This window comes from Streptomyces tamarix (assembly GCF_032423885.1).
Lineage (GTDB): Bacteria > Actinomycetota > Actinomycetes > Streptomycetales > Streptomycetaceae > Streptomyces > Streptomyces tamarix.
Genome location: NZ_JAWCTQ010000015.1, coordinates 93,527 through 107,355 on the forward strand (window position 1 = coordinate 93,527; position 13,829 = coordinate 107,355).

Consider the following 13,829-nt stretch of genomic DNA (forward strand, 5'->3'; position numbering starts at 1 on the left):
CCGGCCCCCCTTGAACCCCCGCCCCCTTGTGGTCCAGCTCACCCGAACGGGTGGCCGTCGTACCGTCACGGGACCGCCGTGCAGCCCGTCGTGCCGCTGCGGAGCGTGGCGCAGGCGCCCGCGTCGGTACCCGCCGGGACGACGACCATCGGGGTGTACGCGTCGCCGTCGCCGTCGGCCGCGGCGCTCCGGGTGGCGCCCGCGGCGGTGACCACGACGGTGTCACCGGGGACGGCCCGGCTGATGCGGGCCCAGGCGGCGCCGCACGCGCTGCTGTAGCGGACCTCGACGAGGGCGGAGCCGACGATGGTGGACGCGACGGTGGAGCCGTACGACCCGCCGCAGCCCATGGCGTGCGGGTCCTGCCCGTCGCAGGCCCCGCGGTGGCAGCCGACGCCGACGGGGAGGCTCGGCGTGGCGGCGGGCTCGGGGTCGGTGGCCGCACCGGCGGCGGGCTCGGGCACCCGCTCCTCGCCGAGGCCCGAGAGGAAGAGGGCCGCGGCGAACACGAGGAGGGTGCCGAGGGCGCCGGCGAAGAACATGACGACGGTACGGCCGGCCCGCCGGGCGGGGGTGTCGTGCGCGGGCACGGGGGCGCGAACGGGCCCGGGATCGCCGTACGCGGGCGCGGGATCGCCGTGCGCGGGCTTGGGGTCGCCGTACGCGGGCGCGGGATCGCCGTACGCGGGCGAGGGGGCGCGGACGGCCCAGGGGTCGGTGCGCGCGGGCGCGGGGGCGCCGTGCGCGGGGGTGTGCGGACCGCCGGCCTTCGCGCCGGGGGCGTGCGGGGCCGCCGCGCGCGGGGCGGCCGGAGCGCCGGGGGCGTGCGGGGCCGCCGCGCGCGGGGCGGCCGGAGCGCCGGGGACGGCGCGGGTCCGGTCGGCGCGGACGGCCTCCGCGGTCCGGTCGCGGTGCTTCTCCGCGCGGCTCCAGGCGCGTTCGGCCAGCTCCCACAGGGTGGTCAGGTGCACCGGGTCCGTGCCGGTCGCCTCGGCCAGGGCCAGGACGGCGCCCTTGGGGGCGGGCGACCGCCCGTCCAGGTACCGCTCCCACGAGGCCGCGGCGTACCCCGTGCGGTCCGCGAGCGCGCCGGGCCCCAGCCCGCCCCGGTCCACCAGCCTGCGCAGCGTGTCGGCGAACTCCCTTATTCGCGGGTCCAGTTCCTCCGGCAGCGCCTTCCAGCGAGGCATGCTCCCCCCTCTTGTTCCCGAACGCCCCGGACCACCCGGACCGTCCGGCGCGCCCGTGGGGACGCGCGGGCCCAGGATGACAGTTCCGGCAACCGGTTTCCCAGTTGTGGCCCGGTGCTCACACAGTTCCGGAATGGTCACTTCCGTGCCACAGAGGCAAAGCACCCCTTGATCGGGTTTGGCGCGTCCATGACCCTGTTGGTGTGCGGCGCCCGTCCTGTACTCGGGGGAGGGGACGGGTGCCGCCACCCGGGCCGCCGTGCCGGGCACCGCGGGTCAGGCCGCTGCCGACGCGGTGACGGCCGGCGGCCCCTACCGCACGGTGAAGCGGACCACTTCCTTCAGGAACGGGATCTCCAGCCACGGTTTGGGCTGGGTCATCAGGGCGAAGAGGACGATGCCGCCGCCCAGCACCCCGTACGTGATCATGTCGGTGAACCGGGACCGTACGGCGAGCATCCCGACGGACGGCAGCGCACGCCGCAGCCCGGCGCCCGTCAGCAGCGCGGCGCCGATCAGCAGCGCCCCGATCCGCGGCGCGTGCGGGAACAGGTCGGTACCGATGACCAGCAGCCCGAGCGCGGTGAGCCCGAGCACGGTGAGCAGCGGCCACTGGCGCGCGGGCGCGGGAGCGTCGCCGGGGGCGGCCCGCCCGCCCCCTTCGGGCCGGACGGTTCCCTCGGTCACGGTGGGCGGACGCCGCGAGGCGCCCGGCGCGGACGCGCCGTCCTGCGGGCCGGTGTCCGGCACTGCGCCGGCGGGTGCGCCGGACCGGGCCGTGCTTCTGCGGGCGGCGCCTCCGCCGTCGCCTCCCTGAGGGGGGTTCACCGAACCGGGCGCCCCGCCCTCGGCGGAACCGCGTCCCGACGACGCCCTGGCCCTCGCCGGCCCGTCCCCCGGACGTCCCGACACCGCCACGGCCCCCGCCACGGCGGCACCGGCCGTCGCGAGCGCCTCGACGGCGGTGGCGGCATCGACCTCGCGCGAAGCGGCAGCCGGCACGCCGTCGCCCTCACCGGACCCGGCCCCGGTACCGGTGGACCCGGCCCCGGCGGACTCAGCTCCGGTACCGGCGGACCCGGCGGTACCGGACTCGGCGGACCCGGCACCGGCGCCCGCGGCAGCGGTGACCGCCGCCGCAGGCTCGGCCGCCGCGTCCGCGGCACCCGGCTCGGCGGCCGTGCCCGCCCCGGCGCCCGCCTCCGGGGCGGGAGGGGGCGTACCCGGAGGGGCGGAGTCCTCGGTGGCGGATCCGTCGTTCGGCATGGGGTGGGCCTCTCCGGGTGTCAGAGCGCCGCGCGCTCGGCCGCCTCGACGACGTTCACCAGCAACTGCGCGCGCGTCATCGGGCCGACACCGCCCGGGTTCGGGGCGACCCAGCCGGCCACCTCGCGCACGCCCGGGTGCACATCGCCCATGATCCTGCCGCTCTCGTCCCGGCTCACGCCCACGTCCAGCACGGCCGCGCCCGGCTTGATGTCCTCCGGCTTGATCAGGTGCGGCACGCCCGCCGCGGCGACCACGATGTCGGCCTGCCGCAGGTACGCGGACAGGTCCCGCGTACCCGTGTGGCACTGCGTCACCGTCGCGTTCTCCGAGCGCCGGGTCAGCAGCAGCGGCATCGGGCGCCCGATCGTCACGCCGCGCCCCACGACCACCACGTGCGCCCCGGCGATCTCCACTCCGTGCCGCCGCAACAGCGTCACGATGCCCGCCGGCGTGCAGGGCAGCGGCGCGGGCTCGCCGAGCACCAGCCGCCCCAGGTTCATGGGGTGCAGGCCGTCCGCGTCCTTCTCCGGGTCCATCAGCTCCAGCACCCGGTTGGTGTCCACGCCCTTCGGCAGCGGGAGCTGCACGATGTAGCCGGTGCACGCGGGGTCCTCGTTCAGCTCGCGGACCACCGCCTCGATGTCCTCCTGCGTCGCCGTCGCGGGCAGCTCCCGCTGGATCGACGCGATGCCCACCTGGGCGCAGTCGCGGTGCTTGCCGGCCACGTACTTCTGGCTGCCGACGTCGTCGCCCACCAGCAGCGTTCCGAGCCCCGGCGTGATGCCCCTGGCCTTCAGGTCCGCCACCCGGGCGGTCAGGTCGGACTTGATCGCTGCGGCCGTTGCCTTGCCGTCGAGAATCTGGGCGCTCATGTGCCCATACTCGCGGATGACCCCCGCCCTCTTCCAATTCCGGGTCCCCGGCCCAGGTGGGAGAGGTTGCGTCTGCACAACGGTCTCCCTTATCGACTGGACAAGAAGCGGATGTCAATACCACGATGACGGCGCAATGCCGCGGGCAGTGCCGGGGGGACGATGCGGCGCGTACTTGGGTGCGGTCAGTTCCTCCGCGCGGACCGCGCGTCCCCGCACGACCCACGGAGGAACCCCGCCATGAGTTTCGGCGACCCCAACAACCCCTACGGCCAGCAGCAGCCCCCTCAGCCCGGCTACGGCTACCCGCAGGCCCCGCCGGTCCAGCCGTACGGCGCGGGCGCCGGCTACCCGGCCCCGCCGATGGAGATGCCCGGCGGCGCCAAGGCGGGCCGCATCTTCGTGTGGGTGGTCATCGCCCTCCAGCTCGTCTTCGCCGTCTACGCGTTCACCCAGATGGGCGCCGTCGAGGAGGCCGTGAACCAGAGCGGCACGGGCCTGTCGAGCACCGAGACCGAGATCGCCTCGGACATCGGCAAGGGCATCGTCGCCGTCTTCGCCGTCTTCGCCCTGATCTTCGCCGCCCTCGGCCTGATCATCGCGCTCAAGTGGGCGAAGGGCGGCAGCTCCGTCCGCACCTGCGCGATCGTCTGGGGTTCGTTCGCCATCGTCGGCGGCATCTTCCAGATGCCGATCGGCATAGCGACGATCGTCTTCGCGATCCTGCTGATCGTGTTCGCCGCCAAGGGCGACACCGCGGCCTGGTTCAAGCGCCCGCGCCACTGATCCCGCCGGTCCCGCACGAAGGCCGTGGCCCCGAGCTCCGCTCGCGTGGGCCACGGCCTTCGCCGTGCCGCCGTGCTGCCCGTATCGCTGTGCCGCCGTACCGCCCGTACTGCTGCACCGCCCGCACCGCCGTACCGCTGTGCCCCCGCGCCGCCTGTACCGCCCGTACTGTCGCCGTACCGCCGTACCGCTCGTACTGCCGCGGTCCCGCGTCAGCGTCCCCGCTCCGCGTACGTCCGCACCACCCGGATCGCCCGGCCCCGCCCCAGCACGTACGCGTTGCCGTCCTCGAACTCCAGCCGCCTCCGGTCCGGCCGCACCTGCCGTACGCCGCTCACCGTGTGCGGCAGCCCGCCCACCGTGATCACGTCCCCCACCCGCACCTGGTCCCCCGTGACCTCCAGGGTCCGCACCATGAGCCCGGGCATCAGCGGCCACCGCCCGCGGCCGTACGGCCCGCACCCGACAGCGCCTCCGCCAGCCGGCGGGCCGTCTTCGGCGCGCACCGCCCCAACTCCACGAGCGGGTACGGCGGTTCGGCGGCCAGCGAGACGCAGTCCAGGCCCAGCGACGGCAGCGTGATCCCCGCCTCGGACAGTGCGGCGCGCAGTTCGTCGCACGCCTCCTCCGCCTCCCTGACCCGCTCGGCCGACGCCTCCCGTTCGGCGATTCCCATGCGTGTTGCCCCTTTCCGGTTCACTTCTCTCTTCCGCACTCTCAGCATCGGCAGGTAGCGCTACGTTCACCAGGGGTAACGACTTTCGACGCGGTGAGCGGAAACCGGGGAACAGGCATGCCCACAGCCAAAGCACTCGATCCGAGCGAGTCCCTTTCGGCCCTCTTCGGCGCGAGGTTGCGAAAACTGCGCACGCGCGCCGGCCTGACGCAGCGGCAGCTCGGGGCGATGATCCCGATCGCCCACAGCATGATCGCGCGATTCGAACTGGGTACGGAGACCCCGACGCAGCAGGTCGTCGAGGCCCTGGACCGCCTCCTGCACGCGGACGGCGACCTCGTGGACCTGTGGCTCCACGTGGTGCGCACACCGATCCCGGACTGGGCGCGGAAGTACATGCTCCTGGAACGGCAGGCGTACAAGATCCAGACGTATTCGGCACACAGCGTGCATGGCTTGCTCCAGACTCGGGCCTATGCGCGGGCGCTGCTGACTGCGGCCGTACCGTCAGTGGGCAACCGGCTGGAGGACTTACTGGAAGCACGACTGGACCGTCAGGCCACGCTGTACCACGACGAGGCACCAGTACTGTGGGTCATCCTCGACGAGTCCGTGATCCGGCGTCCCATCGGCGGCAGAGCGGTGATGCAAGAGCAGCTTGGCCATCTGCTGTCTGTATCCGAAGCGTTGGCCAACGTTACGCTGCAAGTGCTCCCCTACGACCGGGGCGCTCACCCCGTCCTGGGCGGCTCGCTCACAGTGTTGTCGTTCTACAACCGATCAGGCGTCGCGTATCGAGAGAACTCACACTCCGGAGAGCTGATCGAGCACGCTGGGAAGGTAGCTCAATGCGCCCTAGCATTCGATCACTTGCTGGCTCAGGCGCTGTCTCCGCAAGCTTCAGCCCGCCTGATCCGAACCGTAATGGAGGACTTCCGTGACCCACGTCTCCCGACCCGATCTCAGCGCCGCCGCCTGGCGCAAGTCCAGCTACAGCAACACGCAGGGCGGCGAGTGCGTCGAGGTCGCTGACGGCTACACCGGCGTCGTTCCCGTACGCGACAGCAAGAGCCCCCACCACCCCGCCCTGGTCGTCACTGACGGCGCCTGGGGGGCGTTCATCGAGTGGCGCAAGTCCAGCTACAGCAACACGCAGGGCGGGGACTGCATCGAGGTCGCTGACGGCCTCCCCGGGCTCGTACCGGTCCGCGACAGCAAGAACCCCGCCCGACCCGGACTGATCGTCTCTGACGGCGCCTGGGGAGCGTTCATCGGCTCGCTCGCGTAACCAACGGCCCGGCTTCATCCGTCCCGCGAGGGAGGAGAACCACCATGACCCACGACCCCCGACCCGACCTCGACGCCGCCGCCTGGCGCAAGTCCAGCCACAGCAACACCCAGGGTGGAAACTGCGTCGAAGTCGCTGACGGCTACACCGGCGTCGTCCCCGTACGCGACAGCAAGAAGCCGCACCACCCCGCCCTCGTCGTCACCGACCGGGCGTGGGGTGCCTTCGTGCAGTGGCGCAAGTCCAGCCACAGCAACGCGCAGGGCGGCGAGTGCGTGGAGGTCGGGTTCGGCCTCCCCGGCCTCGTTCCCGTACGGGACAGCAAGGACCCCGCCCGGCCCGGGCTGGTCGTCTCGGACGGCGCCTGGGGCGCGTTCGTCGACTCGCTCGCGTAGCCGCCGTACCGACGCGGCCGGGGCCGCCCGGTGAGTGCCGGGCGGCCCCAGTGCGTCGGTGACGGGACGGTCAGTGGAAGAAGTGGCGCGTGCCCGTGAAGTACATGGTCACGCCCGCCTTCTTCGCGGCCTCCACGACCAGTTCGTCGCGGACGGAGCCGCCCGGCTGGACGACGGCCTTCACGCCGGCGGCGGTGAGGATCTCCAGGCCGTCCGGGAAGGGGAAGAACGCGTCGGACGCGGCGTACGAGCCGCGCGCCCGCTCCTCGCCGGCCCGCTCGACGGCCAGCTTGGCGGAGTCGACGCGGTTGACCTGGCCCATGCCGACGCCGACGCTGGCGCCGTCCTTGGCGAGGAGGATCGCGTTCGACTTGACGGCGCGGCAGGCGCGCCAGGCGAAGGCCAGCTCGGCCAGCTCCGCCTCGGACAGGGCCTCGCCGGTGGCGAGGGTCCACGCGGCCGGGTCGTCGCCCTCCGCCTGGAGGCGGTCGGTGACCTGGAGGAGCGCGCCGCCGTCGATCGGCTTGACCTCGACGGGCGCGGACGGCGCCTCCGGGCAGCGCAGGACGCGGATGTTCTTCTTGCGGGCGAGGACCTCGACCGCGCCGTCCTCGTAGTCGGGGGCGACGATGACCTCGGTGAAGATCTCCGCGACCTGCTCGGCCATGGCGACGGACACCGGGCGGTTGACGGCGATGACGCCGCCGAACGCGGACAGCGGGTCGCAGGCGTGGGCCTTGCGGTGGGCCTCCGCGACGTCCGCGCCGACGGCGATGCCGCACGGGTTGGCGTGCTTGATGATCGCGACGCACGGCTCGGCGTGGTCGTAGGCGGCGCGGCGGGCGGCGTCGGTGTCCGTGTAGTTGTTGTAGGACATCTCCTTGCCGTGCAGTTGCTCCGCCTCGGCCAGGCCGCCCTTGCCGTCGACGTAGAGCGCGGCGCCCTGGTGGGGGTTCTCGCCGTACCGCAGGACGCTCTGGCGGGCGTACGTGGCGCCCATGAAGTCGGGGAACGCCGACTCGTCGGCCGGGGCGTACGAGGACGCGAACCAGGAGGCGACGGCCACGTCGTACGCGGCGGTGTGCTGGAACGCCTCGGCGGCGAGCCGCTTGCGGGCCGCCAGGTCGAAGCCGCCGGCCGCGGCGGCGGCGAGGACGTCGCCGTACCGGGCCGGGGAGGTGACGACCGCGACGGACGGGTGGTTCTTCGCGGCGGCGCGGACCATGGAGGGGCCGCCGATGTCGATCTGCTCGACGCACTCGTCGGGGGCGGCGCCGGACGCGACGGTCGCCTCGAACGGGTACAGGTTCACGACGACCAGGTCGAACGGCTCCACGCCCAGCTCGGCGAGCTGCTCGCGGTGCGCGTCGAGGCGCAGGTCGGCGAGGATCCCGGCGTGCACGCGCGGGTGGAGCGTCTTGACGCGGCCGTCCAGGCACTCGGGGAAGCCGGTCAGCTCCTCGACCTTGGTGACCGGGACGCCGGCGGCGGCGATCTTCGCGGCCGTGGAGCCCGTGGAGACCAGCTCGACGCCCGCCTCGTGCAGACCGCGGGCCAGCTCCTCCAGCCCCGTCTTGTCGTAGACACTGATCAACGCGCGACGGATGGGCTTATTCACCGACATGAACCTTTCGTCCCTCAATGCGGTAGCCGTGCCGGGCGAGACGCCCCACGACCTCGACGAGCAGCGTGCGCTCGACTTCCTTGATGCGCTCGTGGAGAGCGGCTTCGTCGTCCGTGTCCCGCACCTCGACCACGCCCTGGGCGATGATCGGGCCGGTGTCGACGCCGTCGTCGACGAAGTGGACGGTGCATCCGGTGACCTTCGCGCCGTACGCGAGCGCGTCCCGCACTCCGTGGGCACCGGGGAAACTGGGCAGCAGCGCGGGGTGGGTGTTGACGGTCCGCCCGCCGAAGCGCGCCAGGAACTCCTTCCCGACGATCTTCATGAAGCCGGCCGAGACGACGAGGTCCGGCTCGTACGCGGCCGTGGCCTCGGCCAGCGCGCGGTCCCACTCGTCACGCGTCACGTAGTCCTTCACCCGGCGGACGAACGTCGGCACCCCGGCGCGCTCCGCCCGCTCCAGGCCCGCGATGCCGGTGCGGTCGGCGCCGACGGCGACGACGCGGACCCGGGAGCCGTACCCCTCGGGGTCGGCGGCGATCGCGTCGAGGAGCGCCTGGAGGTTCGTTCCGGAGCCGGAGACCAGGACGACGATGCGGGCGGCGGGGGCGGCGGGGGCCACGGGGGGACTCTTTTCGCGTGAGCAGTACGTGCGATGTGCGGCTTTGTACGGTCGTACGAACGCGTCGTGTACTCCGATACGGGGAACTCTACGAACGCGCCGACCGTCAGCAACGATACCGGCACACCACACCTCCCCCACGGGACGGGGGCCGGGACGAGCGGTAGCGTCTGGTGCGGAACCGTTCCCCGCGCCGCCGACAGAGCAGGCCGACGGGGAGCGGACGGATCACGACAACAGGGGAAGACGTTCACCACATGCCGGACCGAGGCCGCCAGTCCACCGACGACAGCAACCCGTTCGCGCCGCCGCCGGAGGGGAGCCCCGACCAGCCCTGGCAGCCGCGCCGCCCGGCGGACGGGGGCGACGGGTCCGGCACCTCCGGGGAGGGCGGGGGCGGCGAAGGAGGCCGGGACGGCCGCGAGGGGCGCTGGGGCAGCCGCTGGAGCCCGCGCCAGCCGGGCCGCTCCTCGGACGACTTCGGCGGCGAGCCGTCCCGGCAGGGGCGCCCTCAGCAGGACGGGCCGCAGTTGCGCTGGGACCCGACCGACCCGTCGCAGCGGCGTGCGCGGTACGCACTGCTGTCGGGCATGTGGGGCTTCTTCTTCGCGGTCTTCGACTTCCCGGAGCTGGCCCTGCTGCTGGGCGCGCTGGCCCTGTACTGGGGCATCAGCTCGCTGCGCGAGCGGAACCGCGGCGAGACGGCCGCGACGGCGGTGAAGTCGCAAGCGGTGAAGTCGCAGACGACGGCGGCGGTGAGCGGTCTGATCACGGGTGCGCTGGCGTTGGTCATCGTGGCGACGATGTTCACCTTCCAACTGGTGTACCGGGACTTCTACACCTGCGTGGACGACGCCCTGACCAAGGACGGCCAGCTTTCCTGCAACGAGCGGCTCCCCGACCCGCTGCGCGACCTCGTCGGCGTCAAGCAGTAGGACCGGCCCTACCCCCCCTTCCCCCTATCCCCCTCCCCCCTTCGTCCTCGCGCACCGGGGCCTCCGCCCGGCCGCTCCGGCGGTGGCGCGAGCCCTACCGTCCGGGCGCCGGCGACCGTCCGGGGCCCCGCGCGGGCGGCGCCGACCGCCCGGTGGGCGTGCGCGCGGGTGGGCCCGGGCGGTGAGGCGACCAACGGACGTACGCGCGCGGTACGCGGGGGTGGGGCGGTCGGTGGGCGGCCCGGCCCCACAAGGCGGCTGGGCGCGTTTCGCGGAGGGCCGCGGGGACGTGATGGCGGCCTCACCGGGGCGGGTCCGCGGGCTCACCGGGGCGGGCCTCCGGCCTCACCTGGGCGGGTCCGCGGGCTCACCGGGGCGGATCCGCGGCCTCACCGGGGCGGGCCGCGCGGGTCGGCTCCAGCCGGGCCGGCGCCGGCGCCCCGGGACCTACGGCCTGCCCGGTGGCTCGTCGGCCCGCTGCTCGACGGTCCGTGATTCCTCGGCCCCCGGCTTGTCGACCTGTGGCCCGTCGGCCCGCGGTTCGACGGCTCGCGGCGCCTCGGCCTGCGGCTCGACGGTCCGCGGTTCGTCGGCCCTCGGCTCGTCGACCTGTGGCCCGTCGACCCGTGGCTCGACGGCTCGCGGCCCCTCGGCCTGCGGCCCGTCGGCCCGCGGCGCCTCGGGCCCCGGCCGGGCGGCGGTCGGCGGTCGCTGCCTCGGGTCCTCCGGCAGGGGGAGCGGGGACACCCGGGACAGCGGGGGCAAGGGGGGCAACGGGGACAGCGGGGAGAGCGGCGGGGCCTCCGCCAGGCGGGCCTCCGTCGTCCGGACGCGCCAGGCGCGCAGCGCCAACGCCGTCGGTACGGCCACCAGCGCCGTCCATGCCAGGGCCGCCGCCCCCGCCTGCCACCACACCGGCCCGAAGGCCGACAGCCGGCCCCTTCCCAGCGGCCCCGACGCCGCCGCCGCGAGCACCGCCGTCGCCCCGCCGCACACCACCGCCGCCAACCCCGCGGCCCCCGCCGTACGGCGCGCGCTCCACGCCTCGTCGCGGCGGACCAGCGGCGGCGCCGCCTCCCCCGCCGTACACCACCCCGCGACCGCCCCGGCCACCAGCGGCACCACGGCCGCCGCCCACGTCACCCAGCCGCCCCGCGTGCCGACCGGCACGGCCGCCAGCAGCGGGAAGTCCGGGACGGCCGGCACCCCCACCACCCCCAGCGGCGTCACCACCGCGCCCGTGCCCAGCGCGAACCCGGGCCCCAGGCCGTACGCCGCGCCCCACACCGCCGCGTTCGGCAGCAGCGCCAGCGCCAGCGCCAGGACCGCCGCCCGCCCGCCCCAGTCACCCGTCAGGCCGAGCAGCGAACCGCGGGTCGCCCCCCAGTGCCCCACCAGCGACCCCGCCACCAGCAGCGCGCCCCCCACCAGCAGCACCAGCAGCGCCCCGCCCGCCGCCCGCGCCGCGGCCAGGGACCGGGTCCGCGCCGGTGCCCGCCGCACCCGCACGGGCAGCCACTCCGGCAGCGGCCCGAGCGGTCGCCCGTACGCGCTCCACGCCCCGGCCGCCGCCGCCAGCGCCACGACTGGCGGAACGTGCCCGGCCGCGCTCAGCGGATCCGCCTCCAGGGGCCCGCCCGTCGCGTACAGGAAGGCCCCCAGGGCGACCACGGTGTATCCGGCGGTCACCGCGCACACCGTCCCGGTCGGCGTCGTCCTCGGCCGCGTACCGCCCGGCTCCAGGGCGTCGCGCGCGGTCCGGTACGCCAGCCACACCGGCAGCACGGCCGGCAGCAGCGGGACGACGCCCACCGGGGCCGGGGTGCCGGAGAGCGTCTCCGGGCGGACCAGTTCCACGCCGTGCGCCAGCAGCCACAGCCCCGCCGCGACGTGCAGGGCCACGTCGGGGCCCCTGTCGGGGTACGGGGAGCCGATCCACGCGGCGGTGACGAGGACGGCGAACGCGGCGAGGCCCAGCCCCGCCGCGATCACCCCGCGCGCGAGGGCCATCCCCGCCACGGCGGCGGGTCGGACGCCGTACACGACGGGCTGCGACTCGACGGGGACCACCGCCCCGGGCCCGGGGCCGAGCGCGGAGGCGGGGGCAGAGGCCGAGGCAGAAGGGGAGGGGGAGGCGGAGGGGGACGAAGCGGAATCGGACACGGGAGCGGTCACACGAACATGCTGCCAACGACACGCGCTGTAGCCGTGCAACAGGCGGATATCCGCTGTGTCGCTCAATATACGTTTATGTACTTTTCCGCTACGCAGAGTGTTCGCGGAGGCAGGCGATGACGCAGGGCACGATCGGCGGGGCGCGGGCGGCCACGGCGCCGGACCCGCCACCCGGAGGGGTGGACGCGCCCGGACCGGGGACGGCGACCGCGCCGCCCGCGACCCCCGTCGAGGCGTTCGACGCGCTGTACGCGTACGCCGCGCCCGGCCTCGTACGGCAGGCGTACGTCCTCACCGGACGGCGGGGGCTGGCGCGGGAGGCCGTCGAGTACGCCTTCCACCGGGCCTGGGACCGCTGGCCCGAGGTCGCCGTCGACCGGGACCCCGGGGGGTGGGTGCGGGCCGCCGCGCACGACTACGCCCTCTCCCCCTGGCACCGGCTGCGGCGCGCGCACCGGCGCCCCGACCCGCCCGCCGGGGGCGCCACGACGCGGGCGCTGCGCGACGCCCTGCTGGAGCTGCCCGCCCCGTACCGGCGGACGCTCCTCCTCTACGACGGGCTGGGCGTGGGCCTTCCGGAGGTGGCCGCCGAGACGGAGGCCAGCAGTCCGGCCGCCGCGCAGCGGCTGCTGCACGCGCGCGAGGCGGTCGCGGAGCGGGTGCCGGCCCTGGCGGAACCGGAGGCGCTGCGGGAGCGGCTGGCGGAGCTGCTGGAGCAGGGCGCGGCGACGACGCTGGCCACACCGAGGACGGTGCGCGCGGGCGGGGAGCGGCGGGTGTGGCTGTGGACGCGCGGGACGGCGGCGCTGTCGGCGCTGATCGTCACGGCGACGGCGTTCACGCTGGCGACGGCGCCCACCCGGTACGAGCCGCCGCTGGCGCCGGGCGAGGCGGTGGCGGGGGTGCCGGTGCTGAGCGGGCCGGAGCGGCTGACGCGGCAGGACGAGGAGCTCCGGTCCCACCTGGAACGGGAACCGGTGAAGGGCCCGGTCCGGCTGGTCCCGTCACCGTACTAGGCCCCCGCGACCAGACCCCGTACGCGAAGCGGGCCCGCCTCCCGGAGTACCGGGGGCGGGCCCGCTTCGGAGCGTGCTCACACGGGTGTCACGCCTGGGCGTTCAGGATCTCGCGAGCCAGCTTGGCCGTCTCGGTCGGCGTCTTGCCGACCTTGACGCCGGCGGCCTCAAGGGCCTCCTTCTTCGCCTGCGCCGTACCGGACGAGCCGGAGACGATCGCGCCGGCGTGGCCCATCGTCTTGCCCTCGGGCGCGGTGAAGCCCGCGACGTAGCCGACGACCGGCTTCGTCACGTTCGCCTTGATGAAGTCGGCCGCGCGCTCCTCCGCGTCACCGCCGATCTCACCGATCATGACGATCAGCTCGGTCTCCGGGTCGGCCTCGAAGGCCGCGAGCGCGTCGATGTGGGTGGTGCCGATGACCGGGTCGCCACCGATGCCGACGCACGACGAGAAGCCGATGTCGCGCAGCTCGTACATCATCTGGTAGGTCAGCGTGCCGGACTTCGACACGAGGCCGATCTTGCCCGGCTTGGTGATGTCGCCGGGGATGATGCCCGCGTTGGACTGGCCGGGCGTGATCAGGCCGGGGCAGTTCGGGCCGATGATGCGGGTCTTGTTGCCCTTCGACTTCGCGTACGCCCAGAAGGCGGCGGAGTCGTGGACGGCGATGCCCTCGGTGATGACGACCGCGAGGGGGATCTCGGCGTCGATGGCCTCGACGACGGCGGCCTTCGCGAAGGCCGGCGGCACGAAGAGGACGGAGACGTCGGCGCCCGTCTTCTCCATCGCCTCGGCGACCGTGCCGAAGACCGGTACCTCGGTGCCGTCGAAGTCGACGGTCGTACCGGCCTTGCGCGGGTTCACGCCACCGACGATGTTGGTGCCGTCACCGAGCATGAGCTTGGTGTGCTTCATGCCCGTGGCGCCGGTCATGCCCTGGACGATGACCTTGCTGTCCTTGGTGAGGAAGATAGCCATGG

At 74.5% G+C, this 13,829-nt stretch carries 15 protein-coding genes; 6 read left to right on the forward strand and 9 right to left on the reverse strand.

The annotated features are described in order from the left end of the window. Positions 1-65 precede the first annotated feature (65 nt). The 3 genes from RND61_RS14440 to RND61_RS14450 all read right to left on the reverse strand — a co-directional run bounded on the left by RND61_RS14440 (position 66) and on the right by RND61_RS14450 (position 3,331). Complete coding sequence (locus RND61_RS14440) at positions 66-1,190, reverse strand: DUF2690 domain-containing protein (RefSeq protein ID WP_315878329.1); 1,125 nt, start codon at positions 1,188-1,190, stop codon at positions 66-68. A 312-nt stretch (positions 1,191-1,502) separates the two neighbouring features. After that, positions 1,503-1,877 carry a DUF3017 domain-containing protein gene (locus tag RND61_RS14445; protein WP_315878330.1) on the reverse strand — a complete coding sequence of 125 codons (375 nt, stop codon included), beginning with the start codon at positions 1,875-1,877 and terminating at the stop codon, positions 1,503-1,505. 599 nt (positions 1,878-2,476) lie between these two features. Then, positions 2,477-3,331, reverse strand: coding sequence for a bifunctional methylenetetrahydrofolate dehydrogenase/methenyltetrahydrofolate cyclohydrolase (locus RND61_RS14450; RefSeq protein WP_315878331.1), 855 nt, complete (start codon positions 3,329-3,331; stop codon positions 2,477-2,479). A 240-nt stretch (positions 3,332-3,571) separates the two neighbouring features. Here RND61_RS14450 and RND61_RS14455 point away from each other — a divergent pair, with 240 nt between their 5' ends. Next, a complete protein-coding gene (locus RND61_RS14455; protein ID WP_315878332.1) occupies positions 3,572-4,117 on the forward strand; it encodes a hypothetical protein in 546 nt (181 codons plus the stop codon). A 212-nt stretch (positions 4,118-4,329) separates the two neighbouring features. Here the strand turns inward: RND61_RS14455 and RND61_RS14460 are convergent, their stop codons facing one another. Both RND61_RS14460 and RND61_RS14465 read right to left on the reverse strand, forming a co-directional pair. After that, positions 4,330-4,545: a hypothetical protein gene (locus RND61_RS14460; RefSeq protein ID WP_315878333.1), complete on the reverse strand. Its 216-nt coding sequence runs from the start codon at positions 4,543-4,545 to the stop codon at positions 4,330-4,332. Next, positions 4,545-4,793: a hypothetical protein gene (locus RND61_RS14465; RefSeq protein WP_315878334.1), complete on the reverse strand. Its 249-nt coding sequence runs from the start codon at positions 4,791-4,793 to the stop codon at positions 4,545-4,547. The genes RND61_RS14460 and RND61_RS14465 overlap by 1 nt, the downstream gene beginning before the upstream one ends. A 117-nt stretch (positions 4,794-4,910) precedes the next feature. Here RND61_RS14465 and RND61_RS14470 point away from each other — a divergent pair, with 117 nt between their 5' ends. Genes RND61_RS14470 through RND61_RS14480 form a run of 3 tightly spaced genes read left to right on the forward strand, consistent with a single transcriptional unit; the run spans position 4,911 to position 6,476 of the window. After that, positions 4,911-5,825 (forward strand): helix-turn-helix domain-containing protein, encoded by a 915-nt coding sequence (locus tag RND61_RS14470; RefSeq protein ID WP_315878335.1) that lies wholly within the window; start codon positions 4,911-4,913, stop codon positions 5,823-5,825. Continuing rightward, entirely contained in the window at positions 5,731-6,081 is a 351-nt protein-coding gene (locus RND61_RS14475; RefSeq protein ID WP_315878336.1) for a DUF397 domain-containing protein, read from the forward strand. The genes RND61_RS14470 and RND61_RS14475 overlap by 95 nt, the downstream gene beginning before the upstream one ends. A gap of 44 nt (positions 6,082-6,125) precedes the next feature. Next, on the forward strand, positions 6,126-6,476 hold the full coding sequence (locus RND61_RS14480; RefSeq protein ID WP_315878337.1) for a DUF397 domain-containing protein: 351 nt from the start codon (positions 6,126-6,128) through the stop codon (positions 6,474-6,476). Between the two features lie 70 nt (positions 6,477-6,546). On the opposite strand, the gene purH is transcribed toward RND61_RS14480, so the two are convergent. Both purH and purN read right to left on the reverse strand, forming a co-directional pair. Continuing rightward, the gene (purH, locus tag RND61_RS14485; RefSeq protein WP_315878338.1) at positions 6,547-8,100 is read right to left on the reverse strand and encodes a bifunctional phosphoribosylaminoimidazolecarboxamide formyltransferase/IMP cyclohydrolase; all 1,554 of its coding nucleotides are present in this window, start codon (positions 8,098-8,100) and stop codon (positions 6,547-6,549) included. Next, the gene (purN, locus tag RND61_RS14490) at positions 8,087-8,722 is read right to left on the reverse strand and encodes a phosphoribosylglycinamide formyltransferase (RefSeq protein WP_315878339.1); all 636 of its coding nucleotides are present in this window, start codon (positions 8,720-8,722) and stop codon (positions 8,087-8,089) included. The genes purH and purN overlap by 14 nt, the downstream gene beginning before the upstream one ends. 257 nt (positions 8,723-8,979) lie before the next feature. On the opposite strand from purN, the gene RND61_RS14495 reads away from it, so the two are divergent. After that, positions 8,980-9,657, forward strand: a complete 678-nt coding sequence (locus RND61_RS14495; protein WP_315878340.1) for a hypothetical protein — start codon at positions 8,980-8,982, stop codon at positions 9,655-9,657. A gap of 447 nt (positions 9,658-10,104) precedes the next feature. Here the strand turns inward: RND61_RS14495 and RND61_RS14500 are convergent, their stop codons facing one another. Next, positions 10,105-11,667: a cell division protein PerM gene (locus tag RND61_RS14500; protein ID WP_315878341.1), complete on the reverse strand. Its 1,563-nt coding sequence runs from the start codon at positions 11,665-11,667 to the stop codon at positions 10,105-10,107. A 281-nt stretch (positions 11,668-11,948) separates the two neighbouring features. Here RND61_RS14500 and RND61_RS14505 point away from each other — a divergent pair, with 281 nt between their 5' ends. Further along, a complete protein-coding gene (locus RND61_RS14505) occupies positions 11,949-12,848 on the forward strand; it encodes an RNA polymerase sigma factor (RefSeq protein WP_315878342.1) in 900 nt (299 codons plus the stop codon). 88 nt (positions 12,849-12,936) lie between these two features. On the opposite strand, the gene sucD is transcribed toward RND61_RS14505, so the two are convergent. Next, positions 12,937-13,827, reverse strand: coding sequence for a succinate--CoA ligase subunit alpha (sucD, locus tag RND61_RS14510; protein WP_315878343.1), 891 nt, complete (start codon positions 13,825-13,827; stop codon positions 12,937-12,939). Positions 13,828-13,829: the final 2 nt, after the last annotated feature.